At 72.0% G+C, this 25,153-nt stretch carries 20 protein-coding genes, 1 pseudogene and 2 CRISPR repeat arrays; of the genes and pseudogenes, 11 read left to right on the plus strand and 10 right to left on the minus strand.

From position 1 onward, the window contains the following. Positions 1–15 precede the first annotated feature (15 nt). Positions 16–912 (plus strand): 4'-phosphopantetheinyl transferase family protein, encoded by an 897-nt coding sequence (locus IE170_RS08440; RefSeq protein ID WP_189808666.1) that lies wholly within the window; start codon positions 16–18, stop codon positions 910–912. A gap of 162 nt (positions 913–1,074) precedes the next feature. Next, a CRISPR array of direct repeats spans positions 1,075–2,261; the repeat unit is 29 nt; unit sequence CTGCTCCCCGCACACGCGGGGATGACCCC. A gap of 247 nt (positions 2,262–2,508) precedes the next feature. On the opposite strand, the gene IE170_RS08445 is transcribed toward IE170_RS08440, so the two are convergent. Beyond that, positions 2,509–3,330: an NmrA family NAD(P)-binding protein gene (locus IE170_RS08445; RefSeq protein WP_189808667.1), complete on the minus strand. Its 822-nt coding sequence runs from the start codon at positions 3,328–3,330 to the stop codon at positions 2,509–2,511. A gap of 308 nt (positions 3,331–3,638) precedes the next feature. Between IE170_RS08445 and casA the strand changes: the two genes are divergently transcribed. The 7 genes and pseudogenes from casA (at position 3,639) to cas2e (ending at position 12,970) form a co-directional block, all read left to right on the plus strand. Then, positions 3,639–8,183, plus strand: a complete 4,545-nt coding sequence (gene casA, locus IE170_RS08450) for a type I-E CRISPR-associated protein Cse1/CasA (protein ID WP_189808668.1) — start codon at positions 3,639–3,641, stop codon at positions 8,181–8,183. Further along, positions 8,180–8,932, plus strand: coding sequence for a type I-E CRISPR-associated protein Cse2/CasB (gene casB, locus IE170_RS08455; RefSeq protein ID WP_189808669.1), 753 nt, complete (start codon positions 8,180–8,182; stop codon positions 8,930–8,932). The genes casA and casB overlap by 4 nt, the downstream gene beginning before the upstream one ends. Further along, positions 8,929–10,179: a type I-E CRISPR-associated protein Cas7/Cse4/CasC gene (gene cas7e, locus IE170_RS08460; RefSeq protein WP_189808670.1), complete on the plus strand. Its 1,251-nt coding sequence runs from the start codon at positions 8,929–8,931 to the stop codon at positions 10,177–10,179. The genes casB and cas7e overlap by 4 nt, the downstream gene beginning before the upstream one ends. Continuing rightward, positions 10,176–10,952 (plus strand): type I-E CRISPR-associated protein Cas5/CasD, encoded by a 777-nt coding sequence (cas5e, locus tag IE170_RS08465; protein ID WP_189808671.1) that lies wholly within the window; start codon positions 10,176–10,178, stop codon positions 10,950–10,952. Before cas7e ends, cas5e begins: the two co-directional genes overlap by 4 nt. Next, positions 10,952–11,671, plus strand: a complete 720-nt coding sequence (gene cas6e, locus IE170_RS08470; RefSeq protein WP_189808672.1) for a type I-E CRISPR-associated protein Cas6/Cse3/CasE — start codon at positions 10,952–10,954, stop codon at positions 11,669–11,671. Before cas5e ends, cas6e begins: the two co-directional genes overlap by 1 nt. Further along, a pseudogene (gene cas1e, locus IE170_RS08475) lies at positions 11,668–12,626 on the plus strand (type I-E CRISPR-associated endonuclease Cas1e). The gene cas6e and the pseudogene cas1e overlap by 4 nt, the downstream one beginning before the upstream one ends. Next, positions 12,623–12,970 carry a type I-E CRISPR-associated endoribonuclease Cas2e gene (gene cas2e, locus IE170_RS08480; protein ID WP_189808673.1) on the plus strand — a complete coding sequence of 116 codons (348 nt, stop codon included), beginning with the start codon at positions 12,623–12,625 and terminating at the stop codon, positions 12,968–12,970. The pseudogene cas1e and the gene cas2e overlap by 4 nt, the downstream one beginning before the upstream one ends. An 82-nt stretch (positions 12,971–13,052) precedes the next feature. After that, a CRISPR array of direct repeats spans positions 13,053–14,609; the repeat unit is 29 nt; unit sequence CTGCTCCCCGCACGCGCGGGGATGTCCCC. Between the two features lie 343 nt (positions 14,610–14,952). Here cas2e and IE170_RS08485 read toward each other — a convergent pair. Then, positions 14,953–15,549, minus strand: a complete 597-nt coding sequence (locus IE170_RS08485; protein ID WP_189808674.1) for a dihydrofolate reductase family protein — start codon at positions 15,547–15,549, stop codon at positions 14,953–14,955. Between the two features lie 69 nt (positions 15,550–15,618). Between IE170_RS08485 and IE170_RS08490 the strand changes: the two genes are divergently transcribed. Further along, positions 15,619–16,224: a TetR/AcrR family transcriptional regulator gene (locus tag IE170_RS08490; RefSeq protein WP_189808675.1), complete on the plus strand. Its 606-nt coding sequence runs from the start codon at positions 15,619–15,621 to the stop codon at positions 16,222–16,224. Between the two features lie 207 nt (positions 16,225–16,431). Here the strand turns inward: IE170_RS08490 and IE170_RS08495 are convergent, their stop codons facing one another. The 3 genes from IE170_RS08495 to IE170_RS08505 form a co-directional block, all read right to left on the minus strand. Continuing rightward, entirely contained in the window at positions 16,432–16,926 is a 495-nt protein-coding gene (locus IE170_RS08495) for a hypothetical protein (RefSeq protein WP_189808676.1), read from the minus strand. Between the two features lie 88 nt (positions 16,927–17,014). Continuing rightward, complete coding sequence (locus IE170_RS08500) at positions 17,015–18,271, minus strand: helix-turn-helix domain-containing protein (protein WP_189808677.1); 1,257 nt, start codon at positions 18,269–18,271, stop codon at positions 17,015–17,017. 121 nt (positions 18,272–18,392) lie between these two features. After that, positions 18,393–18,983, minus strand: a complete 591-nt coding sequence (locus IE170_RS08505; RefSeq protein WP_189808678.1) for an HD domain-containing protein — start codon at positions 18,981–18,983, stop codon at positions 18,393–18,395. A gap of 166 nt (positions 18,984–19,149) precedes the next feature. On the opposite strand from IE170_RS08505, the gene IE170_RS08510 reads away from it, so the two are divergent. Further along, positions 19,150–20,085 carry a hypothetical protein gene (locus IE170_RS08510; protein WP_189808679.1) on the plus strand — a complete coding sequence of 312 codons (936 nt, stop codon included), beginning with the start codon at positions 19,150–19,152 and terminating at the stop codon, positions 20,083–20,085. 13 nt (positions 20,086–20,098) lie between these two features. Here IE170_RS08510 and IE170_RS08515 read toward each other — a convergent pair whose 3' ends face one another. From IE170_RS08515 to IE170_RS08530, 4 genes are all read right to left on the minus strand, one after another. Further along, complete coding sequence (locus IE170_RS08515; protein ID WP_189808680.1) at positions 20,099–20,422, minus strand: winged helix-turn-helix domain-containing protein; 324 nt, start codon at positions 20,420–20,422, stop codon at positions 20,099–20,101. Then, a complete protein-coding gene (locus IE170_RS08520) occupies positions 20,419–20,835 on the minus strand; it encodes a hypothetical protein (protein ID WP_189808681.1) in 417 nt (138 codons plus the stop codon). Before IE170_RS08520 ends, IE170_RS08515 begins: the two co-directional genes overlap by 4 nt. A gap of 164 nt (positions 20,836–20,999) precedes the next feature. Then, the gene (locus IE170_RS08525; protein WP_229884657.1) at positions 21,000–22,391 is read right to left on the minus strand and encodes a DHA2 family efflux MFS transporter permease subunit; all 1,392 of its coding nucleotides are present in this window, start codon (positions 22,389–22,391) and stop codon (positions 21,000–21,002) included. Between the two features lie 258 nt (positions 22,392–22,649). After that, on the minus strand, positions 22,650–23,060 hold the full coding sequence (locus tag IE170_RS08530; RefSeq protein WP_229884647.1) for a DUF3291 domain-containing protein: 411 nt from the start codon (positions 23,058–23,060) through the stop codon (positions 22,650–22,652). Positions 23,061–23,167: 107 nt separating this feature from the next. On the opposite strand from IE170_RS08530, the gene IE170_RS08535 reads away from it, so the two are divergent. After that, positions 23,168–23,863 carry a MerR family transcriptional regulator gene (locus IE170_RS08535; protein WP_189808683.1) on the plus strand — a complete coding sequence of 232 codons (696 nt, stop codon included), beginning with the start codon at positions 23,168–23,170 and terminating at the stop codon, positions 23,861–23,863. On the opposite strand, the gene IE170_RS08540 is transcribed toward IE170_RS08535, so the two are convergent. Further along, entirely contained in the window at positions 23,841–25,148 is a 1,308-nt protein-coding gene (locus tag IE170_RS08540) for an NAD(P)/FAD-dependent oxidoreductase (RefSeq protein WP_189808684.1), read from the minus strand. The genes IE170_RS08535 and IE170_RS08540 overlap by 23 nt on opposite strands. Positions 25,149–25,153 lie beyond the last annotated feature (5 nt).

Raw genomic sequence — 25,153 nt, forward strand, 5'->3', positions numbered from 1 at the left:
AGGAGGAGCCCGCCCATGCCGGACCAGCCGCGTACTGCACCGGACGCGTACGCCCCGTACGCACCGCGCACCGCCACGGACGCACCGCGCACCGCGCCGACGCGCATCGCGCCGCCCGTCCACGTCCCCGGCCCGCAGGGGCCGTGGGACGAGGTCCACCGCGGACTGGACCGGTTCGGCAGCGCCGTCGTGTACGCGACCTGGGGCGAATGGCTGCCCGCCGCGCTCGCCGAACCGGGCCTGCGCCCGCTGCTCGGCCACGACTGGCAGCGCTACCGCGGCACCGCCGACGCGGCGATCCGCTACCGCTTCCTGACCTCCCGCATGATCATCAAGTACACGGCGGCGGCCGCGCTGCGCACCGGCCCCGCCGAGTTCGACCTCGCGTACAAGCTGGGCGGGCGCCCGTTCATCCGCGGCCTCGACCAGATCGACATCAGCCTCAGCCACACCGACGACCTCATCGCGGTCGGAGTCTGCCGCACCGGCCGCATCGGGGTCGACGTCGAACCGGCCGACCGCCGCATGTCCTTCGAGCTGCTCCGCGGCCACATGTGCACGCCGGCCGAACACGCCGAACTCGCCCGCATGTCGGGGGAGCGGCAGACCGCGGAGCTGCTGCGGCTGTGGACGCTGAAGGAGGCCTATACCAAGGCCCTCGGGCAGGGCCTCCAGCTCGGCTTCACCGAGTTCGGCTTCGGCCTGCGCAGCGGCGGCCTGATCGCCCCGGACGGCACGCCGGCGGGCGGCGGGGAATGGGCGTTCGCGACCCACCCGGTCCTGGCCGACCGCTACCTGCTGAGCACGGCATGCCACGACACGGGCCTGGACCCGGCCCGCGACACGGCGGTGCACACGATGCTGGACCCGGCGTTCATGGCGGCGGTGGAGGACGCCCTGACGACGGGGTGACGGTCGCCCCTGCCGTTTGCCGGCCACCGCGGCGCACGCGCGCCGACCCTGCTGTTCCTCGCAAACGAAAAACCTGATTTGAGTCGTAAACACGAAATGCCGGATACTGCGAAAGTACTCGGAACCGCGTCCCTTGTCGCATAACATCGCAGCTCACGTAGTCTGCTCCCCGCACACGCGGGGATGACCCCGTCGCGATGATCCTGGGCCGCTACCTCGGGCGCTGCTCCCCGCACACGCGGGGATGACCCCCCGCTGCCTTTGGGCCTCCGACAGGCCGGCCATCTGCTCCCCGCACACGCGGGGATGACCCCAGAGGAGGCCGCACCCTTGAAGGGTGCGGCCTCTGCTCCCCGCACACGCGGGGATGACCCCAGCCCCGTCGTGGCGCAGTACAGCGCGCTGCACTGCTCCCCGCACACGCGGGGATGACCCCTTTTCGACCCGGTCACCAACGCCCGCGCCGCCCTGCTCCCCGCACACGCGGGGATGACCCCGGCGGCGCGACGGGGAGGTGCTGCACCCACGCCTGCTCCCCGCACACGCGGGGATGACCCCCTACGCCCGAGCCCGCGGCAACCACCGCAGCGCTGCTCCCCGCACACGCGGGGATGACCCCACGATCTGTACGTCGCCACCCTTGGCACGGATCTGCTCCCCGCACACGCGGGGATGACCCCGGGCCGACGGTCGTGGTCTGGACGCTGAAGGTCTGCTCCCCGCACACGCGGGGATGACCCCGCGGCCAACACGACCGGTGTGGAGGTCGTGGCCTGCTCCCCGCACACGCGGGGATGACCCCGTGACGGTTCACTTAACCTCGTAGGCGGGGCCCTGCTCCCCGCACACGCGGGGATGACCCCGGGCTGCTGCCGCCCGAGGCCACGCAGGGGCACTGCTCCCCGCACACGCGGGGATGACCCCGGGCCCTTTCTTCCGGGGCGTGGCCCAGGGTGCTGCTCCCCGCACAGGCGGGGACGACCCCCGCCGCCGCGCCGCCCGTAAGGAGATCGCCAACTGCTCCCCGCACACGCGGGGATGACCCCGAGACGGTGCGACGGCGATTCGGCAGGCTCATCTGCTCCCCGCACACGCGGGGATGACCCCCACGCCAAGGACCACCACGGCTACCTGCCGCTCTGCTCCCCGCACACGCGGGGATGACCCCGCGGCCGCTGCGAACAGCCGCGACCCTGCGCTGCTCCCCGCACACCCGGGGATGCCCCCCAGCGCCGCGCGATCCCCCGCGCCGGCACCCGCTGCTCCCCGCATACGCGGGGATGACCCCCTGCCCATCCTGCACCGCCGAGACCCCTATGCCTGCTCCCCGCACACGCGGGGATGACCCCTCGTCCCGGCCGTACCTCACGACCTCGACGTCATGCTCCGCACATGCGGGGATGACCCCCGGGCCGGATGGCTGCCGCTGTGCACCCCCATCTGATCCCTGTGCACGCGGGGATGACCCCGACGAGGAGTGGGCCCGCACCCTCGGCGTCGACTGCTCCCCGCGCAGGCGGGCGCGCCCCTGGAAGCCTGGCCAGAGGTCGTCTCCGCCTGCAAGCGGGGGATCGGGCTTCGTTCGGCGCCTCGGCGTCACGCCCGGTGGCGGAAGTCGGCCGCGTGTTCCTCGGCCCACTGGGTGAAGGTGCGGGCCGGGTGGTGCGTCACCTGCTCGACCGTGTTGACCACCGTCGTGGAGTCCTCGGTCGGCTTCGCGTACCAGCCCACCACGTACTCCGCGTCCGCCCGCGATACGCCCGTCGCCATCAGGCGCTCGATCGCCTGTTCGTGTGTGATGCGGACCAGGTTGATGTCGCGCCCAATCGACCGCGACAGGATCGTGATCCGCTCGCTTGGGGTGAGCGCCTCGGGGCCCGTCAGGTTGTAGGCCTTGCCCGTGTGGCCGTCCTCCAGCAGGGCGGTGGCCGCCACCGCCGCGATGTCGGCTTCGTGCACCAGGGCGCTCGGGAAATCGTACGGCTCGCGCACCACGCCCTCCTGCCGCACCGAGTCCGCCCACGTCAGCGTGTTGGACATGAACTCCTGCGGCTCCAGGCGCGTCCACTCCACCCCGGACTCCTCCACCGCCCTTTCGACCGGCCCGATCCAGCCGCCCCACAGGACGGTGATCCGTTCGATCCCAGCGTCCACCGCTCTGCGGACCAGCTGCGGGCCGACCTCGGCGAGGCCGGCCGTCACCGTGACGTGCAGGCGGCTTACGCCGCGGAACGCGGCGTCCGTCAGCTGATCCGGCTGTGTGTGCGTGCCTTGGACCAGCTCGGCTCCCTGCGGGAGCAGCGCCGCGGCCGCAGCCGGGTCGCGGGTGAGAGCCCGTACCGCCTCGCCCCTGCGCAGCAGTTCCGCCACCACGTGCCGCCCTGTGTTTCCCGTGGCCCCCGTCACCAGCGTCGTCACCTTGGAGTCCTCCCGCCCCTCGTACTGCCAGTCGGCTCGACGCTAAAAGCTCGACTGTGGTTGAGGTCAAGTGTGTGATCGGGGACCGCCCGCCGCCTGGTTTTCGGCAGGCCTTTGCGTGGGTCGTCGCCGGCACGCGTCGTTCACCCATATGGGTGATGTCTGGGAAGTGGCGTTCGGAATGCGCCTCCTGCCCAGATCATGAACGAGCTCCCGTTTCGCTCGCGCGGTCAGTCTGGGAGTCCGCTTCCGGGGCGGGAATGGGGATTCCCGCCCGGGCGCGCGTACCGGGGGCCTGGGGGATCGAGATGTGCAACGACGCACCGCACTGGAGCGCTTCGCTGTCTCCTGCGGCGCGCACCGTATGGGCCAAGCACGAGGCGTCGACCGCGAAGTGGCTGCCGCTGTGGCGGCACATGGCCGACTCCGCCGCGATGGCGGAGCGGTTGTGGGACGTGTGGCTACCGCACCACGTCCGGCGCCTCGTGGCGGAGAGCCTCCCTGGTGGTGAGAACGATGCGAGGCGGCTCGCCGTGTGGTTGGCGGCCGTTCATGACATCGGAAAGGCAACGCCCGCCTTCGCCTGTCAGGTCGACCAGCTCGCCGACCGCATGCGGTCGGCCGGGCTGGACATGCCGACGGCCCGGCAGTTCGGCGATGCCCGCAGGCGGGCCCCGCACGGCTTGGCTGGCCAGGTCATCGTGGAGGAGTGGCTGGAGGGGCGCGGGTGGTCGCCGCGGGCGGCGATGGCGTTCGCCGGGGCCGTCGGCGGGCACCATGGGGTGCTGCCCGGCCACGAGCACTTCCACGCCCTGCACCAGCACCCCGAGCTGCTGCGCACCCCCGGCCCCTCCGAAGGCCTGTGGCGAGCCGTGCAGACCGAGTTGCTCGACGCGGCCACCACGGCCTACGGCGTGCAGGAACGCCTGCACGAATGGAAGGTCGTCAAGCTGCCCCAGCCCGTCCAGGTCGTGCTGTCGGGCCTCGTGATCCTCGCCGATTGGATCGCCAGCAACTCCGACCTCTTTCTCCTTTACCCCGAGGAACGACACCGCGGCGACACCGACCGCATCGAGGCCGCATGGCGCGGCATCGAGCTGCCGCCGCCCTGGACCGCGCCGGCTGTAGGGGGCAGTTCGCGGGGACTGTTTGTATCCCGCTTCGGGCTTTCCACCGTCCGGCCGCTGCAGGCGGAGGCCGTCCGGTTGGCTCGGGCGACCCCCGCCCCCGGCCTGATGATCATCGAGGCGCCGATGGGGGAGGGGAAGACCGAGGCGGCCCTCGCCGTGGCCGAGGTGTTCGCCTCCCGTACGCGGGCCGGCGGCTGCTTCGTCGCACTGCCGACCAGGGCCACGGCCAACGCCATGTACCGCCGCTTCCGCACGTGGCTCGACCGCCTCCCGGGCGACGGAGTGCGCACCGTCTACCTTGCCCACTCCAAGGGCTTCCTCGACGACGCCTTCGCCGCGGATCTCCGCGCAGGCGGCCGCACGATCGCAGCCGTCGACCTCGATGGGGATCCAACCTCGGTGCGGTCCGTCCGGGACGACCGGTGTGCCGCAGCGTCCAGCCTGGTTGCGCACCAGTGGCTGCGCGGCCGGAAGAAGGGGATGCTCGCACCATTCGTCGTCGGCACCATCGACCAGTTGCTGTTCGCCGGTCTGAAGAGCCGGCACCTGGTGCTGCGGCACCTGGCCCTGGCAGGCAAGGTCGTCGTCATCGACGAGGTCCACGCCTACGACACGTACATGAACGAGTACCTGGAACGCGCCCTGTCCTGGCTGGGACGCTACAAGGTCCCCGTCGTGATGCTGTCGGCGACGCTGCCCGCCGATCGGCGCCGAGCCCTGGCCGCGGCCTACTCCGAGAAGGCCGACGAAGCCGGGGCGCTCGCCGCCAACAGTGCCTATCCGCTGATCAGCGTGATCGCGGAGGGCCGGGAGACGGTCGTCGCGACACCTCCGCCTGCCGCGGGCCGCCAGCACTCGGTCACCGTTGAGAAGCTGGACGACAGCCCCGCCGCCTTGGCGGACCGACTGGCGACCGAGCTCGCCGGGGGCGGCTGCGTCCTCGTCGTCCGCAACACCGTCGACCGCGTCCTCCAGACAGCCGACGTACTGCGGGAGCGCTTCGGACCCGACGCGGTGACCGTCGCACACTCGCGGTTCACCGACCTGGACCGGGCCCGCAAGGACGACGACCTCGTCGCCCGGTTCGGCCCAGCGGGCACGCGCCCCGCAGGGCCGCACATCGTGGTCGCGAGCCAGGTCGCGGAGCAGTCGCTCGACATCGACTTCGACATCCTGATCACCGACCTCGCCCCCGTCGACCTCGTGCTCCAGCGCATCGGACGGCTGCACCGCCACCAGCGCGGCGGACGTCAAGCCGACCGCCCGGAGCGGCTGCGCCTCGCAAGGTGCCTCATCACCGGCGTCGACTGGGAGGCCGGACCGCCCCGCCCTGCCGAAGGATCGGCCGCCGTCTACGGACGGCACACCCTCATGCGCTCGCTCGCCGTCCTCCATCCGCACCTCAATGGCCGGCGCCTCGACCTCCCCGACGACATCAGCCCTCTCGTGCAAAGCGCCTACGGTGATACGACGCCGCCCGTCCCCGAGTCCTGGGCCGCGGCCATGGACAGCGCCCGGGACGAACACGACCGGAGCACCGCGGAGAAGCGCCGCAAGGCACAGACCTTCCTCCTCGACGAGGTGCGCAGGCCCGGCCGCTCCCTGATCGGCTGGATCGACGCAGGGGTCGGTGACGCGGACGACACCCGCGCCGGTCGCGCCCAGGTCAGGGACAGCGAGGAAACCCTGGAGGTACTCGTCGTCCAGCGCCGCCGCGACGGCACGTACACCACCCTGCCCTGGCTGGACCGGGGCATGGGCGGCCTCGAGCTGCCGCTGGACGCCGTGCCGCCGCCCCGCGCCGCCCGCGCGGCCGTCGCCAGCGCGCTGCGGCTGCCGTACCACTTCGGCAAGCCGTGGCTCATCGACCGGGTCATCGGCGAACTCGAGCAGTTCTGCCCCGCCGCATGGCAGGCCAAGGAGAGCCACATGCTCGCCGGAGAACTGTTCCTCGTGCTCGACGAGAACTGCCGGACCCGCCTTGCAGGTTTCGACCTCCACTACAGCGAGACCGACGGCTTGGAAGTCACTCCGGCCGGCACCAAGGATGTGAAGCTGGTGAAAGGCATTCCCGGATTCGACCTGGTCTCCCGCCCCTGGCTGGGCGTCCAGTGGTGCGACGGCTCCACGGCGGAGCTCTCGCTCAAGGAGGTCTTCGCCCGTGCCGCCGGGATCCGGCGCCTCGTCGGCGACCTCCCCACACAGGAATTCGCCCTCATGCGCCTCCTGCTTGCCGTCCTCCACGATGCGGTCGACGGCCCGCCGGACATCGACGCCTGGCAGGAGCTCAGCGAAAGCCCGCAACCCCTCGCCGCGGTCGGCCCCTACCTCGACCGGCACCGGGAGCGGTTCGACCTCCTGCATCCCACGCTGCCGTTCTTCCAGGTCGGGGACCTGCGCACGCAGAAGGGCGAAGTGTTCTCCCTGAACCGGATCGTGGCCGACGTCCCCAACGGCGAGGCGTTCTTCACCATGCGCCGGCCCGGCGTCGAACGGCTCACCTTCGCCGAGGCCGCCAGGTGGCTCGTCCACGCCCAGGCCTTCGACACCTCCGGCATCAAGTCCGGGGCCGTGGGCGACCCCCGCGTGAAGGGCGGCAAGGGCTACCCGCAGGGAGTGGCCTGGGCGGGCAACACCGGAGGGCTGTTCGCCGAAGGCGACAACCTTCAGCAGACCCTGCTGCTCAACCTCATCCCCGCCGACAGCACGGCCGTCGCCACGGCCAAGGACGACAGCCCCGCCTGGCGCCGGGAACCGTGCGGGCCCGACGTGCAGGACGACCTCGCCACCCGGCCCACCGGGCCCCGCGACCTCTACACCTGGCAGTCCCGGCGCATCCGCCTGCACCACGACGGCACGGCCGTCCACGGGGTGGTCCTCTCCTATGGCGACCCGCTCCCCGTGGCCGACGCCCACCGGCACGAACCCATGAGCGGCTGGCGCCGCAGCGTCCCGCAGGAGAAGAAACTCCGCCGTGCCCCCGTCTACATGCCCCGCCAGCACGACCCCGCCCGCTCCGCCTGGCGCAACCTCGCCTCCCTCCTCGCCTCCGCGGGCGAGGAGCAGCCCGGACAGCGGGGCGAGCCGGCCCCGTACCTGCGGGCCGGTGTACTCAAGTGGATCGCCGAACTGACCCATGAACGCCTCATTCCGCGGGACCTGCTGATCCGGCCGCGCCTGATCGGCGCCGTCTACGGCACACAGCAGTCGGTCATCGACGAGGTCGTCGACGACGCGTTCGCCATGCCCGTGGTCCTCCTGCACGAGCAGGACGGGCGCTACGCGCAGCAGGCCGTCGCCGCGGTCGAGGACAGCACCAAGGCCGTCAACGCCCTCGGAGACCTGGCCGCCGACCTCGCCGCAGCCTCCCGACGGCCTCCCGAAGCCCCCCGGGACACCGCCCGAGACCTCGGCTTCGGCCTGCTCGACGGACCGTACCGCCAGTGGCTCGCCGGCCTCGGCGACGCCGAGGACCCCGCCGACGCGCGCGCCGCCTGGCAGCGCACGGCGTATCGGATCATCCGCGACGCCGCCGGAAACCTGCTCGCGGACGCCGGCGACACCGGCTGGCTCGACCACGCCCGCTCCGAACGCATCTTCCACGCCCGGCTCACCAAGGCCCTCGCGCTGCACAAGGCCACCGCTCCGGCCGACCCGGACGCAGCCGCTTCCGCGTCTGCATCCGCACCAGGAGCCGACCCCAGCAAGGAGGCAGACCGATGACGGAGACCGCGCCGAAGAGTCCGGCGCCCGCCCAAGCTCCGGAATGGAAACCGGAACGCAGCACAGGTGCAGGAACGGAGCACGGGCCGCTCCGTCAAGCCGTCGCCCAGCGCATCCGCACCCTCCAACACGACTACCGCAACGACGGATCCCACGCCGTGCAAGCCCTCGCACGCCTCCGGAGGGGCATCGGCCGGCAGGCGACCGAGACGCCCGACCTGTGGGGCCTCGTCGGCATGGAGCAGTTCTACGCCGCGCGGACCGCGCAGGGCCGCCGGATGGACGAGGCCGAGGCATTGCGCACCGAACGCGCCGCACACGTCGCCGTGACCCTGTGGGCCCTCCACCAGCAGTCCAACCGGACCAAGCGGATGCACGTGGACGACGGAGCCTCCCTGGGAACGGCCGTACGGCGCCTCATGTCGGGCACCGACTCCGACGCCGACGAGCCGGTCCGCAAGCGGCTCGTCCGCGCGGGCACGGCAACGACGTTCGACGTGCTCGCACAGCGGCTGCGGGAACTGGTCGTGCTCCTGCGGGCGGCCGAGATTCCCCTCGACTACGGCCTGCTCGCCGAACACCTCGAGCAGTGGCAGCGGCCCGGAGGCCCCGGCAGGGTCCGCCAGGCGTGGGGCCGCGGATTCCACGCCCACAGGCCCACCGCCGGCTCCGGCACGCAGCAGGACGACGCACCCGGCGTGCCGGACCAGACCGGCGTCGGCCCGAACGATACGAAGGACGAGACATGAGCCGCACCATCCTCGACGTGCACATCCTCCAGACCGTCCCGCCGAGCAACGTCAACAGGGACGACACCGGCGCCCCGAAAAGTGCCGTCTACGGCGGAGTCCGCCGCTCCAGGGTGTCCAGTCAGGCCTGGAAGAAGGCGACGCGCAACGCGTTCGGGGAACTCCTGGACCCGGCGGAGCTGGGCGTCAGGACGAAGAAGGTCGTGGACGCCCTCACCCGGCGCATCACTGCGCGCGAGGCGTCCCTGACCGTCGACCAGGTGTGGCCGATGGCCGCCGAGATCGTGCAGGTCGCCACCGGGGCCAAGATCGAGGCCCCGACGCGCAAGGCCGGTGCGAAGGGCGGCAAGGGCGACCCGGGCGAGGAGGCCCCCGAGCCGCAAGCCCCCCAGTCCTCGTACCTGCTGTTCCTCAGCGCCCGCCAGCTCGACCTCCTCGCGGACCTGGCCCTCGAAGGCATCGCGAAGAAAGCCGACCCGAAGGTCCACCTCAAGGACCCCGAGGTGAAAAGCCGGGCGAAGAAGGCGGCCACCACCCGCCACTCCGTGGACATCGCCCTCTTCGGCCGGATGGTGGCGGACAACACCGACCTCAACGTCGACGCCGCCGCCCAGGTCGCCCACGCCCTCAGCGTGCACCCCGTGGACCTGGAATCCGACTACTTCACCGCCGTGGACGACGAGAACGGCGGCGCCGAGCCCGGGGCCGGGATGATCGGAACGGTCGACTTCAACTCCGCCACCCTCTACCGCTACGCCGCGGTCGACGTCGATCTGCTCGCCGCCAACCTCGACGCCGGCCTGAACGGCGGCGAAGGCGCTGCCGAGGCGGGGGCCGAGATGGCGCCGGCGCCGGAGCCCGTGCGCCGTGCGGTCGAGGCCTTCGTCGAAGCCTTCGCTCTGTCCATGCCCAGCGGGAAGATCAACACCTTCGGGAACCACACCCTCCCGGACGCCGTCGTCGTCAAACTGCGCTCCGCCCGCCCCGTGAGCTTCGTCGGCGCCTTCGAACGCCCGGTGACCCGGGAAGGCACGGGCGAGGGCCACGTCCGAGCGGCCTGCGAGGCCCTCGCCGCACACGTTCCGGCGGTCGAAGAGGCCTTCGGCGCCGCCGCGGACCACACGTGGATCGTCCGCGTCGGCGAGCGGACCGACGCCCTGGCGCCGCTCGGCGAGCAGGTCAGCCTGCGCGAACTCGTCAGCAAGGTGGGGGACGCCGTCACGGAACGGCTGGGGAAGCGGGGATGAGCGTCCTCATCCTGCGGTTGGCGGGCCCTCTGCAGGCATGGGGGTCCTCCGCCCGCTTCGCCCGCCGTACGACCGAGACCGCCCCCACGAAGAGCGGCGTCATCGGCCTGCTGGCCGCCGCCCTCGGCCGCCCGCGCGAAGCGGACCTCGCCGACCTGGCCGCCCTCTCCTTCGCCGTACGGATCGACCAGGCCGGGACACGCATACGGGACTTCCAGACGGCCCACCACGCCGACACGGGCAAGGCGATGCCCGTCTCCGAACGCTTCTACCTGGCCGACGCCGTCTTCGTCGCGGCCGTCGCCGGCGAGGACGCCTTCGTGCGGGGCCTGTGCGCTGCCGTGCGGGCCCCCGTTCACCTGCCCTACCTGGGGCGGCGTTCCTGCCCGCCCCAGGGGCCCGTCGATCTGGGCGTCCGCGACGGAGACGACCTGGCAGCGGTGCTCCGAGAGGAGCCGTGGCAGGCCGCCGCCTGGCACCAGGAACGGCAGCGGAACCGGCCCTCCGTCCGTCTGACCCTCCTGGCCGAAGCGGCCCCCGACGACCCGCGCGGCACCGCCCTCCGCGACCAGCCGCTCAGCTTCGCGCCGACACACCGCCGCTACGCGCTGCGCACTGTCGTGGAGACCTCTGTCGACGTACCGAACCCGCGCTTCCGGCCCGACGGCCGACGGCATTCCACGGCAGCCGCGCGGCGCGTACCCGTGCCCCGTCACACCCCCGAAGCCCACCTGACGCAGCTGCCCTTGCAGCCCCCGCTGGACGGCCACTGATGTACCTGACCCGATTCCGACTCAACTCCGCCCGCGCCGGCTCCCGCCACCTGCTCGCCTCACCGCAGCGCATGCACGCCGCCGTGATGTCGTCGTTCGCCGACGTACTGCCCGGCGACCCCCACGCGCCGCGCGTGCTCTGGCGGGTCGACCGCAACTCGCGCGCCGAGGCCCTGCTCTTCATCGTCAGCGAGCAGCGCCCGGACCTCACCCACCTCGTCGAACAGGCCGGCTGGCCGACCACGGCCGCCTGGCGGACGTACGACTACAAGACCTTCCTGGACGGCCTCGCGCAGGGAGGCATCTGGGACTTCCGGCTGACGGCGAACCCCGTCCACCACATGCGCCGCAGTGCGGACGAAATCCGCAAGCGCACCGCCCACCGCACGCCGCGCCACCAGATGGGCTGGCTGCTGGACCGGCAGGAGCGGGCCGGCTTCCGGGTGCTCGAAACCCCTGCCGAGCGGCGGCGCCTCGCGCAGGGGGACGAGCACCAGCTCACCGTCCGCGACGAGCAACGGCACCGATTCGGAAAAACGGACGCTGACACGGGTGTGGCGAACCGTGTACCGCTGGTGGCGGTGACCTTCGACGGCCGGCTCGAAGTCACCGACCCCGAGCTGCTGCGGCGGACCCTGACCCTCGGGCTGGGCAAGGCGAAGGCGTACGGGTGCGGCTTGATGACCCTCGCCACGGCCGGGGCGGGGGGCACACGGTGACGACCGTGGCCCGGCGCCGTGCCTCGTCGCCACGCGACCTGGCACGCGTCGCCGAGCGCATCTCCTTCGTCTACCTTGAGCGGTGCATCGTCCACCGCGACCAGAACGCCATCACGGCCGAGGACGCCGACGGCACCACGCACATTCCCTCCGCCACCATCGGCACCCTGCTTCTCGGCCCGGGCACGCGCATCACCGACCAGGCGATCACCGTGCTCGCCGACAGCGGCACGGCCGTCGCATGGGTGGGGGAACACGGCGTGCGCTACTACGCCGGCGGGCGCTCGCTGAACCGCTCCTCGGCGCTCGTGGAGGCCCAGGCCACCCGGTGGGCCAACCGCCGCACGCGCCTGGACGTCGCACGGGCGATGTACCGGCTGCGGTTCCCGATGAAGACCCTGCCGGCCTCAACAGGCAGGAGCTGCTGGGCCGGGAGGGACGCCGACTCAGGGACTGCTGCCGCGACCAGGCCGAGCGCACCGGAGTCCCCTGGCACGGACGCAACTACGTCCCGGGCGACTTCGCCGCGAGCGACGCCCCCAACCAGGCCGTCACCGCCGCCGCGCAGTGCATGTACGGCGTCTCCCACGCCGTCGTGGCCGCGCTCGGCTGTGCACCGGGGCTGGGATTCGTGCACTCGGGGCACGAGTTGTCGTTCGTGCTGGACGTCGCCGACTTCTACAAGACTGAGATCGGCATCCCGGTTGCCTTCGACGTGGCGGCAGAAGGCGATCAGGACGTCGGCCCCCGCACCCGCCGCGCACTACGCGACACCATCAACAAGACCCGCCTGCTCGACCGCTGCGTCATGGACATCAAGCGGCTGCTCCTCCCCGAGGGGCCGGACGCCGCAGCGGTGGACGGACGGGAGCATGCCGACGAGGTCATGCTCCAGTCCGACCGCGACCTCATGGTCGCCTCCGGCCGGAACCACGCCGACGAGGTGACCTGGTGACGGTGATCGTGCTGACACAATGCCCGGTCGGCCTCCGCGGCTTCTTGACGCGGTGGCTGTTGGAGATCTCCCCTGGCGTCTTCATCGGAGGGCCGTCCGCCCGGATCCGGGCGGCGCTGTGGGCGGAGGTGAAGCAGTACGCGGGCATCGGCCGGGCCCTGCTCGCCTACAACACGGACAACGAGCAGGGGTTCGCCTTCGAGACGCACGACCACAAGTGGCACCCGGTTGATGTGGAGGGAGTGACCCTGATCCACCGCCCGAAGGACCGCACCACACGGCAGCCCCAGCCGCAGCCAGGCTGGAGCAAGGCCTCGAAGCGCCGCCGCTTCGGTGGTCGGTAGGTCCGGCATGTCGGGTATGCCGAAACCTCTGCAAGTAAGCGAAAGGACCCCAGACCCTCCGAAAACCCGCAGCTCACGTAGCCTGCTCCCCGCACGCGCGGGGATGTCCCCGGCGGCCTGCGCGGCCGCGGACCGGGCGCGGCCCTGCTCCCCGCACGCGCGGGGATGTCCCCACCCTCCCCAGGAACCCCTTAGGAGGCCTCACCTGCTCCCCGCACGCGCGGGGATGTCCCCGAGACGCTTCGCCGCGTTTTCCGGGAGGCAATCTGCTCCCCGCACGCGCGGGGATGTCCCCAATTTCCATTGAATCCCCATGTCGACTGTGACCTGCTCCCCGCACGCGCGGGGATGTCCCCCGCATGTGAGCAGGTCAAGGTCACACCTTCGGCTGCTCCCCGCACGCGCGGGGATGTCCCCGGGGGCGCGGCCGCGGTCGGGCACTCGTTGCTCTGCTCCCCGCACGCGCGGGGATGTCCCCCCGGCCGCCGACATCGAGCTCGAGGCACCGCCCTGCTCCCCGCACGCGCGGGGATGTCCCCCGATGTTGCCCGCGTTCCCCGCAGAGATGCCGGCTGCTCCCCGCACGCGCGGGGATGTCCCCCCCATGCTCGCGATGAAGTCCTCCGCGATCCGCTGCTCCCCGCACGCGCGGGGATGTCCCCCAGCGGCCCGGTCCACCGACCCCGCCGCCGCCCTGCTCCCCGCACGCGCGGGGATGTCCCCTTGCCGCCGAACATGGTGACGCCGGCCGCGGCCTGCTCCCCGCACGCGCGGGGATGTCCCCCCGCCATGCCGTGCACCCCCGAAGCCGTCACTCTGCTCCCCGCACGCGCGGGGATGTCCCCAGGCTGAAGGCCGGGTTCACGCCCTGCACGTACTGCTCCCCGCACGCGCGGGGATGTCCCCCCGCCTGCGGTTCCTCCTCGGCCGCGAGAGGGCTGCTCCCCGCACGCGCGGGGATGTCCCCCCGGCCTCGTCGGCATCCCGACCAGCGGCCCTCTGCTCCCCGCACGCGCGGGGATGTCCCCCCGAGACCTGGTCGGCACAAAGGGAATCGTCGCTGCTCCCCGCACGCGCGGGGATGTCCCCCGGAGCCGCATCAAGGAGATTGCGGGGATCAGCTGCTCCCCGCACGCGCGGGGATGTCCCCGTCTCCGGCGTCGAGACGGACACAAGCGGGTGCTGCTCCCCGCACGCGCGGGGATGTCCCCGGAGCAAGGGACTGCGGGTCCTGCGTGTCCCGCTGCTCCCCGCACGCGCGGGGATGACCCCACCACCACCAGCCCGTCACCGGCTGCCCCTGGCTGCTCCCCGCACGCGCGGGGATGCCCCCGGTACGCAAGGCCGGCGAAATGCTTTCGTGGGCTGCTCTCCGCACGCGCGGGGATGACCCCGCCAGTTCCCGGGTTCCGGGAAGTGGTCTGACCTGCTCCCCGCACGCGCGGGGATGACCCCTCGGAGGCTTGGCGCAGGCACCAGATCAGCCGCTGCTCCCCGCACGCGCGGGGATGACCCCGCCCACAGCCGGTCCAGCCAATCGGCCGCCGCCTGCTCCCCGCACGCGCGGGGATGACCCCCGCGTTCTCGGCCTCGGTCTGCGCCCCCGCAGCTGCTCCCCGCACACGCGGGGATGACCCCGCGCCCCACACCACCGGTGTGGAGGTCGTGGCGATGCTCCCAGCATGCGCGGGATGACCCCGGCGACGGCCCCTCGTCGCTCGTGCACCCGGCATGCTCCCCGCAACGCGCGGGGATGCCCCCCGGAGTCCGGAGTGGTCGTCTGCGCGGTGGACTGCTCCCCGCACGCGCGGGGACGACCCAAGCCCACCGACGCGGAGTTCGGCTGCTCCCCGCATGTGCGGGGATGACGCCGCCCCTGTGGTGGGCGCCATGCCGTTTTGGAGCGGTGGCTCGTAGCCGGGATATGCGGCCGCGACCTCAGCGTGGCCGAGGCTTCCTAGTTATCGTCGGTCTCAGCGTCGCTATGCGGTGCGGGCGAAGCGGGTGAGGGTGGTGCCGCTGGGGAAGGCGGTGCGTTCGGTGACGGTGAAGGCCGTGGGGTCGAAGGTGCCGTCGAAGGCCGGGATGCCGGCGCCGGCGACCACCGGGTAGCTCTTGACCACCAGTTCGTCGATTTCCGGCAGGAGGGTGCCTGCCAGTTTGCCGCCGCCGCAGAGCCAGATGTCCAGGCCGTTGCCGGCTTCCTTCTTGAGGTCGCGGACGAGGGGGAGGGGGTCTCCCGGGACGACCGTGACCGCCGGGTCCGGGTTCGGGGTGAGGGTGGTCGAGATGACGTACTGGCGCAGGTGTGCGTACGGGCTGGTGATGCCCGCGTCGTAGGCCGGGCGGTAGGTGCCGAGGCCCATGAGGACGGTGTCGAAGCGTCGGTTCGGGGCGTCGGCGACGCCGGAGGCGGTGCGGAAGGCCGTCGGGACGGTCTCCGGGTAGAGCGTGTTGGTCCATGCGGTGTACGCGGCGGTCTGCTGCTCGTCGCCGGTCGGGAAGAAGTCGTACTCGCCGCCCGGGCCGGCGATGCGGCCGTCGATCGAGACTCCCACGTAGTACACGAGCTTGCGCAAGATGTTCTTCCGTTTGTAGTACTGTGTGTGTAGTGGTTTGAATGTAGTACTACGGATGGAGTGGTGTCAATGGCGAGGCGGAACGACGAGCGGCGGGGGGCCTTGGTCGATGCTGCGATCGAGGTGCTGGCGAGGGAGGGGGCCCGGGGGCTGACCTTCCGCGCCGTTGACGTCGAGGCGGGTGTGCCGGCGGGAACCGCCTCGAATTACTTCGCGAATCGCGATGACCTTCTTACGCAGGCCGGTGCTCGCGTGTACGAGCGGCTGCAGCCTGAGGAGGAGGTGATCGAGCGGCAGCGGGCAGCCGGGCGTGATCGGGAGACGTACGTCGAGCTGATGAGGGAGCTCGTCGGGCGGGTCGCGTCCTTCCGCACCGGGTACCTGGCGCTGCTCGAACTGCGGCTTGAGGCGACGCGACGGCCTGAGCTCCGGAAGGTCCTGACCGAGCGGGTCCGGGCCGATGTCGATGCGAACGTCGCCTACCACGAGGCCTCTGGGCTGCCTGGTGATGCGACTGCCGTGAAGTTGCTGATGCTGGCTTTGAACTGGCTGATCGTTGAGCAGTTGACCCTGCCCGAGGTTTTCGGGGAGGAGGAGCGGGATGAGTTGGTCGCTGCTGCGGTCGAGCGCATCGTGGGGTCCGGGTCCGGGTCCGGGTCTGCGTCGCCGGCGTAGGTGCCGCTGCCGGCGCGTCGGTGGGGCGCGTGGGTGAGTGGGGGGCTGGGCCTCGTGGGCGGATGGTGGAGGGTGCGGAGTTGGTGTTCAAGCCAACCTGCAGGACAGGGGGGCGGGGGCTGGGGTCCGGTCTCGGCCGTCCCTTGTGAGGGGCCTGGCGTTCGAAATGGGGGTGCTCTTCGCCGTTTCGACGCGGCGGCGCCGTGGTTAGGGGGTGACTGCTGCCGACTCCGTCAGGCGGGCCGTTGCGATGCGGAGCAGGAGGTTGGCTGCGGCCGTGCGGCAGAAAGGTGCGTGCGGGGTGGGTGGGTTGGCCCAGTAGAGCGGGCGGGTCCGGGTCGGGTGGTGGTGGGCGGGGTGCGGGACGCCGAGGTGGGTGTCGGTGCCGAGGCATTCGGCGTGGCGTTGGTGGGTCCGGTTCCAGCGGGTCCGGGTGCCGGGGGCGACCAGGAGGTAGTAGTTGCCGCCGCGGGGGTCGTGGATGATCGGGCCCTCCAGGGCGTCCGCGAAGGCCAGGTTCACCACCGTGGCCGTGGTGCAGCCGACTGCTGCGGCTGCGAGAGCCTGCGGGAAGCGGATCGCCTCGAAGCACTCCCCGAGCGGGAGTACCGCCACCCCGCACGTCCGCCATGCCGCGTGCGCCTCCGCCGGGTTGTGCAGTGCCCGGGCGTACCAGTCCGTGGGTGATGTGTTGTGGTGCAAGGGGCCTTCCCTACCGTCGTCGGCTCGGTGTGGCGACGACGGTAGGGGGCTGTGGAGTGGGGGAGGGGCCCGGTTTCGGCCCCCTATGTCAGGCGGCCAGCAGGCCGAGGTCGACCGCCAGGCGGCTGGCCAGGCGGCGGCGTTCCGGAGCCCGGGTGGTCGTCTCCTCCAGGACGATGACGCGGGCGAAGCCGCTGTAGCGCGTCGTGTCCGGGGCGGTGGCGTGGGCTTGTTGCAGGGTCGTCAGCGCTGCTTCGGCCTGGCCGTCCAAGTGGTACGCGCGGGCCTGCTCGATACGGTGCCGGGCGCGCCGCGGGCGCGACGGGATGGTGGCCGCCTCCGCACGGGCGGCCTGGCGGGCGGCCTCGCCGCCGGAGTGCAGCTCCACGGCCACGCTCACGCCGTGCGCGCCCATCACCGCGCGCCCGAAGGACGTGATGGGGTGGAAGTAGTCGGCGGGCAGGCGCTGTGCGATCTGGTCGGCGCGTTCCCACCATCCCCACGCCGCGCCCGTCTCGCGCCGCTTCGCGGCCGTGAGGCCGGCCTCCGCGCGCAGTGCGCCTACGAGGGCTTGGACGTGCTGGGGTGCCCGGTCAAGGTTCGGTTCGAGTAGGTGCAGGGCTTGCCGGACGACTTCGTCCGCCTCGTCGTAGCGGCCGGGACCCGAGTCGCGGTGGGCCTGGGCGGACAGCCATGCGGCCACGCCGATGGCGTGCGGGTCCTCGGACTCGTGGGCCGCGGCCGTCCCGCGCTCGGCGACCCGCCACAGGACCGACGGGTCGGGCTGGTAGGCGACGAAGAACTGGGCCAGGTGGAACGCCTCCGCCTGGAGGGCCAGGGCGGCGCGCCGCTCTGCTGCCGTGTCGGCCTGACGGACTGCCAGCTGCGTGTCGCGGATCAGCCCCGGCAGGAGTGAGCCGATCACCTCGCGGTGGTCGGATGCCCCGTGGCGTGCGCGCCACGCGGCATCGAGGGCGGCGCGCAGGAACTCCGGTGACGGGGCTTCGCGCGTCCCGGGCGGAGGGTAGGAGGCGAGGGCCGTGCGGACGGCCGCCAGTCTGTCGTGGCCGGGGCCGAGGAAGAGGTCGGTGTGCGGCTCGGCGCCCATGTCGCCGACGAGGTCGTCCAGGCGGCGGATCCGCAGGGCCTGCGCGATGCGCAGGATTTCCGGCAGCCGCGGCATGCGCATGCTGCCCGTCTCGATCTTCTTCACCCATGACGGGTGGTGGCCGAGGAGACCGGCCAGCTGCTCGCGGGTCATGCCGCGGCGGGTGCGGTGGATCTGGACACGTTGCCCGAACGCGATGGGATTGTCGTGCGGGCCGGGGGGAGCATCGAATGACACGGCCTTGCCCCTTCTCTGTGCAGCTCGACACCGGACAGCGTAGGACGCGGGGTCGGCTGCGTGTGCCAATCCTCCTGTCAGTAGGCGACGTTCGGGACTGGCTGCAGCGGACGAGCCGGCCTCACATCACCGGAAACGCGTTCTGGAAGGACAGGCGGGACTCGGCCGAGTCGGCCAGGGTGGTCAGGGTGTCGTCCAGGGTCAGGAAGGCCTCCCAGTGCTGCGTGCCTGTGGCCCTGGCCAGGTGGGCGGTCAGGAGGTCCTCCAGGTCGGGGACGCGTTTGCCCTTCCACACCTTGTCCGCCGTGCTGACCAGGAGGTCCTCCACCGTGGCGGTCGGGTCCGTCCAGCGGGCGTGGGTGTACGCGAAGCGGGCCAGGTGGGGCGGGAAGCCGTGGTCGAGGAGGAGTGTGCGGCCGGCCGGTTCGTGGGCGGAGCCGGGGCCGGTGAGTTCGGCGGGGTGGAGGACCTTGCCTATGTCGTGAGTGGCCGCGCCGAACAGTACTGCCTCGCGGTCGAGCGGCAGGGTGGGGTAGGCGGTGGTGATCCAGGTTGTCAGTGCGTACGCCACGTCGTGGACCGCGCGCAGGTGTGCGGCCAGGCGCGGGGCGGCGCCCAGGGTGGTGAGGAGGTCCGGTACGGGGGCCGGGAGGGGGCGTAGGGGCGGGTCGACGGACGTGGTCAGGGCGTGGGTGAGGGGGGATGAGGGCATTCGCCGAGCTTACGGCCCGCCGGTGACCGCCGGTCGCGTTCGCGCCGCCCGCGTGCGTAGAGGCCGGAGCGCCCGTGGGGCTGCCCCGCGGGGTGCCCTTCCGTACCTGGGTGTGGCGGGGGAGCGCGGCTAGCGTCGGGGTCTTCCGTGGTGGGAGGGGTGCGGTGTGCGTGAGGTGACGGTGGCCGGGGGTGCTGCCCGGGCGGGTCGGGAGGGTGAGCGGGGTGGTGGGCAGGCGCCGCTGCACGGGATCGCCGCCCTGCAGCGGGCCGCGGGGAACGCCGCCGTCACCCGGTGGATCCAGCGTGCTGCCGAGCCGCCGCAGGCGGGGCGGGAGCGGGAGTACGCGATGGCGCCTACCGCGCACGGGGAGTGGCGCGGCTTCTGCACGATGATGAGGGAAGCCGGAGTCGCCGATGATGTCGTCGACGATGCCTGGCAGTTGGTGTTGGGCGGGCTCGCCGATCAGGGGACGCTCAACACCGAGGCCGAGAGCATCCAGGACGTGCAGGAGCGGCGCGATCGCGCCATGGCGAACACGTGGTTCTCGGATCTGGTGAAGCTCGTCGGGAACCACCTGGAGATCAACACGCCCACGCTGGCCCTGTGGTCCGGCGGCGAGGCGGTCAGTCGGTATGCCGCGGCCAGGGGGCACACGCCGTTGGAGGAAACCCGGTTCGGGCGGGTGCTCGACAGGCTGGTGATCACGCCGGACTGGGACCTGAAGTTGCCGATGTGGCGCGTGGTGTCCCAGGCGTTCGTGAGCCGGGCCACCGGGCCCGTGCACATCTTCTTGCGGGCCTACGAACCGGAGAGCGTGCTCTTGTTGCAGGAGGTGCCGCAGTTGCGGGCGATTCAGGCGATGAATCCCAACGTGACACTGCACTGGCATCCGCTGTACACGCTGCCCGACGGGACCCTGCGGGAGGTGGCTTCCGACTTGCAGTTGGTGGACGACGCGTCCTATACGAGTCGGGACCGGTGTACCGCTGCCCTCTACCAGTACTTGCTGCGGGTGCACGACCGGGGGAACGCGCAGGGGGAGCACGCCTACCGGGCCATGAGCGCCGGTCTCGCCGCCAACGGCAATCCGCAGGACTGATGCCTCCGCGGAATCAGTGCAGGGGGCCCGCGATGGCTCGGAGGGCGGTCAGGTGGCGGGTGTAGGCGGTGCGGCCGGCGTCGGTCAGGTAGAGCCAGGTGCGGGGGCGGCGGCCTGCCTGGCCCTTCTCGATGCCCAGCCAGCCCGCCTCCTCCAGGCGCGTCGCCTGCTTCGAGAGGGCCGAGTCCGTGATTTCCACCAGGTCGCGGATGTAGGCGAACTCGGCCTTGTCGACGCCCGCGAGCGCCGCCACGACCGACAGGCGGACCGCCGAGTTCAGGAGGGGTTCGAGTTCGTGGCGTGGGTGCCCCGCCGTAGGGGCCGGCCTGGTCGTCATGCCGGGCGCGATTCGCGGAGGGCGGCGACCGCCGCCGGGGCGGCGCAGGCCAGGGCCGCCGCGGCCGCGAAGGGGACGCTGTCCGTGAACGCGGTCAGGCCCAGCGCGAGGCTCGCGCAGTAGGCCGCGGCCCAGGCGCCGATCACCGTCAGGTGCCTGCGGGTCAGGCCCCGCGGCACCACCGGCCGGCGTACGGCGAACACGGAGAGGGCGGTGACCGCCAGCAGGTTGGCCGGCATTGTGACGGCGAGCGCCGCCGGGCCGCGCCACAGCAGTACCGCGGGGACGAGCACGAGCTGCCACGCGGCGAACAGCCACAGGTAGCGGCCGTACCAGCCCTTGCCTGTCCGGGCTGCTGCCTCGATCCGGGCTATGCCTTTCAGTGCTGTGATTGCGTCCGTTTCGTTCGTCATGCGTCCCCCGTTCGTCGTTGCGCGCCGGACGGTTCCCCTTTGCCGTCCGGCATCTACTTTCCACTTTAGCAAGTAGGTGCCTGAGGGGAAGTCCGCACTGCCGCCCGACGTGACAGGGCCCGGCCGGTTCAACCGGCCGGGCTCCTGGGAGGGGTGGCGGGGTGTCAGGCCGTCGCCGTCACCGTCGCCGGCTGGGCCTGGGGTGTCGCCTCGTCCGGCGTCGTCGGGTCCGCCGCCGGGCGGGTCGTCGTACGGGGGATCGCCAGGGCGGCCGCGGCGCCCACGAGGACCACCGCCACGCCGACCCAGATCGCCGGCTTCATGCCGTCCACGAACTGCTGGGCGTTCGCCGCGGAGCCGTTGCGGATGAACACCGTGGCCAGGACGGCGATGCCGAGGGCGCCGCCGACCTCGCGGGCCGTGGTGTTCGCGCCCGACGCCGTGCCGTACAGCTTCTGCGAGACCGAGGCGAGGACGACCGCCGCGGTCGGGGCGAAGGCGAAGCCCATGCCCGTGCCGCCGATGACCATGCCGCCGACGAGGTGGGAGTACGGGGTGTCGTCCGTCGCCACCACGGCGATCCAGCCCAGGCCGACCGCCTGGAGGAAGAGGCCCAGCGCCATCAGGCGGCCGCCGCCGACGCGGTCGGTCAGGATGCCGGCCAGCGGCGCGATGAACATCGGCATCAGGGTCCACGCCAGGGTCAGCACGCCCGCCTCCAGCGGGGTGCGGACCGGGGCGATCTGGAGGTACTGGGAGAGCAGGAAGATCGACCCGAAGACGCCGAAGTACATCGCCGCGGAGACCGCGTTGCAGAGCACGAAGGCGCGCACCCGGTACAGCGACAGCGGCAGCATCGGCTCCGCGGCCCGCGCCTCCCAGGCGACGAACCCGGCGAGCAGCACCGCGCCGGCGACGAACGCGCCGATGATGGTGGCGTCGGTCCAGCCGTCCTCGGAGCCGTTGACGATGCCCCAGACCAGGGCGACGAGCCCGCCGGTGGCCAGGACCATGCCGAACAGGTCGAGGCGCGTGCCGGCCAGACGGCTCTCGTCGAGGACCTTCAGCACCAGCGGGACCGCGATCAGGCAGACGGGGACGTTGATCCAGAAGATCCACTGCCAGTCGATGCCGTCGACGACGGCGCCGCCGACCAGCGGTCCGAAGGCCACGGCCAGGCCGCTGAACGCCGACCACAGGCCGAGCGCGAGGTTGCGCCTGTTCGCCGGTACGGCCTGCGCCAGCAGGGTCATCGACAGCGGCATCACGGCCGCCGCGCCCACGCCCTGCGCGGTGCGGCCGGCGATCAGCTCGGCGGTGGTGTCGCACAGGCCGCAGTAGACCGAGGCGGCGGTGAAGAGGCCGATGCCCAGGAGGAAGACCCTGCGCCGGCCGAACCGGTCGCCGAGGGCCGCGCCCGTGAGGAGCAGGCAGGCGAACGCCAGGACGTACGCGTTGACGAACCACTGGAGGTCCTGTGTGTCCGCGCTCAGGTCCTTGGCCAGGGTCGGCAGGGCCGTGGAGACGACGAGGTTGTTCAGGGCGACCATGAACATCGGGACGCTCGTCGCGGTGATCAGCAGCCACAGGGCCGGGCGGCGGCGCCCCGCGCCGTCGTCCGCTCCTAAGGCGCCCGGGCCGCCGGGGCCCGTGCTCGGGGTCTTGGTCTGGTTCGTGCTCATCCGGGGGTCTCCAGTACGAAGGCGGGGGACGGAAGACGGTCGTGCAGGGGAGGGGCCCCGACCCGGGGCGGGGGTGTCCCGGGTCGGGAGAATGGGGGTCCGGGCGGTGTGCGGCGCGCCCGGAGGGCGCCGTCAGGCGTTCTCGGCGTCCGCGCGCAGCTGCGCGGCGAGGCGGGCGCGGGCGTCGTCCCAGTCCAGCGGGAGCTCGCCGGCGGGCAGCTCCCAGAAGGTGAAGACGGACGTGCGCATCGTGGACCGCAGTTCGCGCATGATGCCGCGGTGCGGTTCGGCCCTGGCGTAGCCGTGGATCGCCTCGCGGCTCTCCCAGGCGGACAGCGTCCAGAACGTGCGCTTGAGGGGTTCGGCGATCAGGGAGGCCTCGACGGCTCCGCGCGACGTCTTCAGCTGGGCCCAGGCCGCGAGGGCGCGGACGAAGAAGCGGGGGACGTCGGCGAGCGACTTGACCTCGAAGCGGGAGGCCATGATGTGGGTCCGGGTGTCAGCGGGGACCGGCTTGCTGCTCTTCCAGGTGAGTTTGGGCACCGTGGGTCTCGCCTTCAGTATTGGTGAGTGGCAGTATCCATGATAGATAGTGGCACTGTCCACTAGCTAATCAAGAAGTGGGAAAGAGCCGGGGAGAAGGAAGAGCGATGCGTATCTCGGAGCTGAGCCGCCGCAGCGGGGTGCCGATCACCACCATCAAGTACTACCTCCGCGAGGGACTGCTGCATGCCGGACGTGCGACCGCCCCGAACCAGGCCGAGTACGACGAGTCGCACGTACGGCGGCTCCGGCTGGTCCGGGCCCTGGTCGGGGTGCGCGGGCTGAGCGTGGGCGCCGCCAAGGAGGTCCTCGGCGGCGTGTACGAGCGGGAGGGCGACCCCCACCGCGTCCTCGGCCTCGTCCTCGGCGCCACCGCGGACGCGGCGGACACCGGGGACGCGGCCGAGGACGCGGAGAGCCCCCGCATGCCCGAGGTCGACGCCCTGCTGGACGCCCTCGGCTGGCAGGTGTCCGACGGGGCCCCCGGCAAGGCGGTCGTCGCCCGGACCCTCGACACCCTCGCCGAGCTCGGCACGGACTACGACTGGAAGCGGCTGGTCCCCTACGGCGAACTCGCCGCGCGGATCGCCGCCGTCGACCTCGACGGGATCGAGGGGATCCGGGACCCGCTCGAAATGGCCGAGCGGGCCCTGGTGCTGACGGTCCTGCTGGAGCCGGCCCTGATGGCGCTGCGCCGACTCGCCCAGGAGCACCAGTCCGCGGCCCGCCGGGGTGCCGGGCCCGAGGGCCCGGACGCTCCCGGCGCGCCCGCGGGCGGCGTCAGCCCTTCGCCTGCTCCCTGAGCTCCTTCAGGAGCTGGGCCGCGGCCTCGGCGCCCGAGGAGAAGCCCGCCTCGTGCGAGCCGATCTGGTCCCAGCCCAGCTTCCGGGAGTGGAAGTAGGAGCCCGCCAGCTTCAGCCGCGTCCCCTCGTTGACGTTGTATATGTCCGCCTGGAGGTTGCGGACGTTGATGTCGATGATCGGGTGCGTGTACGGGAACTCCGCGATCACCGACTCCGGGTCCACCTCCAGCGGGTAGTCCAGCGTCACGAAGTAGTCCTTCTCCGCGGTGAAGCCGTGCAGCTTGTTCATGTAGTACGCCACGTACTGCTTCGCCTCGCCGCCCGCCACGACCTGCCCGTAGTTCCAGGCCTCCCAGCGCTCCTTCGTCGCCGGCATCACCGACGCGTCGGTGTGCAGCACCACCCGCGAGGAGCTGTAGCGCACCGGCCCCAGCACCTCCTTCTGGCGGGCCGACGGGTTCTCCAGCAGCGCCAGCGCCTCGTCCGCGTGGGTGCCCACGACGACGTAGTCGAACGTCTCGCTGCCCTTCGCCGTCGTCACCGTGACGCCGTCCGCGTCCTGCCGGATCGACACCGCCGGCTCCGCCACGCGCAGGTCGCCGCCGATCGCGGCGATCGCCTTGCGCACGTACGAGATCGAGCCGCCGCCGACCGTCCGCCAGTCCACCTTGCGGCCGCCGAGACCGCCCTCGTCGTGCCCCAGGTAGAAGGCGATCACCGTCGAGGCGGGGATCTCCCAGATCAGCTCCGCCGGAACCGACCACACCGCCGAGCACAGCAGGATCACGTACGAGTAGCGGAACGCCTCGCTGTACCCGCCCCGGTCGAGGTACTCGCCCAGCGGGATGTCCGCCTTCTTGCGCAGGAAGTCGCGGCGGCCCTCCTCGTGGAAGCGGCGCGCCTCCCGCCAGATCGTGACGAACTCCTCCGAGTAGCGGCCGACGACCTCCTCCTCCGACAGGTCCAGCTCCCGCGTGCCGTACTCCAGCCCGCTGTCCAGGTCGAAGAAGTTGAAGCCGCCCAGGTGCTCCACCGCCTCCACGCCCAGCTCCTCGAAGAAGCCGAACAGGTTCGGGTAGGCGGGCCGGTTGAAGACGACGAAAGCGGTGTCGATGCCGAGGATGCGGCCGTCGTCCTCCACCTCGACGGTGTTGGCGTGCCCGCCGAGCCGGTCCTCCCGCTCGAACACGGTGATCTGCGCGTGCTCGCGCAGGTGGTAGGCAGCGGAGATCCCGGCGACGCCGGCGCCGACGATCGCGACGCGGGGAGTGGGATTCTGCGACATGGAAA

The sequence above is a fragment of the Streptomyces toxytricini genome (assembly GCF_014649915.1).
GTDB lineage: Bacteria > Actinomycetota > Actinomycetes > Streptomycetales > Streptomycetaceae > Streptomyces > Streptomyces toxytricini.

Coding starts and splice junctions, on each gene's coding strand:
- cas5e (WP_189808671.1), top strand. CDS start 10,176: ATGAGCGTCCTCATCCTGCGGTTGGCGGGCCCTCTGCAGGCATGGGGG.
- casA (WP_189808668.1), top strand. CDS start 3,639: ATGTGCAACGACGCACCGCACTGGAGCGCTTCGCTGTCTCCTGCGGCG.
- cas7e (WP_189808670.1), top strand. CDS start 8,929: ATGAGCCGCACCATCCTCGACGTGCACATCCTCCAGACCGTCCCGCCG.
- cas6e (WP_189808672.1), top strand. CDS start 10,952: ATGTACCTGACCCGATTCCGACTCAACTCCGCCCGCGCCGGCTCCCGC.
- IE170_RS08490 (WP_189808675.1), top strand. CDS start 15,619: ATGGCGAGGCGGAACGACGAGCGGCGGGGGGCCTTGGTCGATGCTGCG.
- IE170_RS08525 (WP_229884657.1), bottom strand. CDS start 22,391: ATGTTCATGGTCGCCCTGAACAACCTCGTCGTCTCCACGGCCCTGCCG.
- IE170_RS08440 (WP_189808666.1), top strand. CDS start 16: ATGCCGGACCAGCCGCGTACTGCACCGGACGCGTACGCCCCGTACGCA.
- casB (WP_189808669.1), top strand. CDS start 8,180: ATGACGGAGACCGCGCCGAAGAGTCCGGCGCCCGCCCAAGCTCCGGAA.
- IE170_RS08520 (WP_189808681.1), bottom strand. CDS start 20,835: ATGACGAACGAAACGGACGCAATCACAGCACTGAAAGGCATAGCCCGG.
- IE170_RS08505 (WP_189808678.1), bottom strand. CDS start 18,983: ATGCCCTCATCCCCCCTCACCCACGCCCTGACCACGTCCGTCGACCCG.
- IE170_RS08535 (WP_189808683.1), top strand. CDS start 23,168: ATGCGTATCTCGGAGCTGAGCCGCCGCAGCGGGGTGCCGATCACCACC.
- IE170_RS08515 (WP_189808680.1), bottom strand. CDS start 20,422: ATGACGACCAGGCCGGCCCCTACGGCGGGGCACCCACGCCACGAACTC.
- IE170_RS08540 (WP_189808684.1), bottom strand. CDS start 25,148: ATGTCGCAGAATCCCACTCCCCGCGTCGCGATCGTCGGCGCCGGCGTC.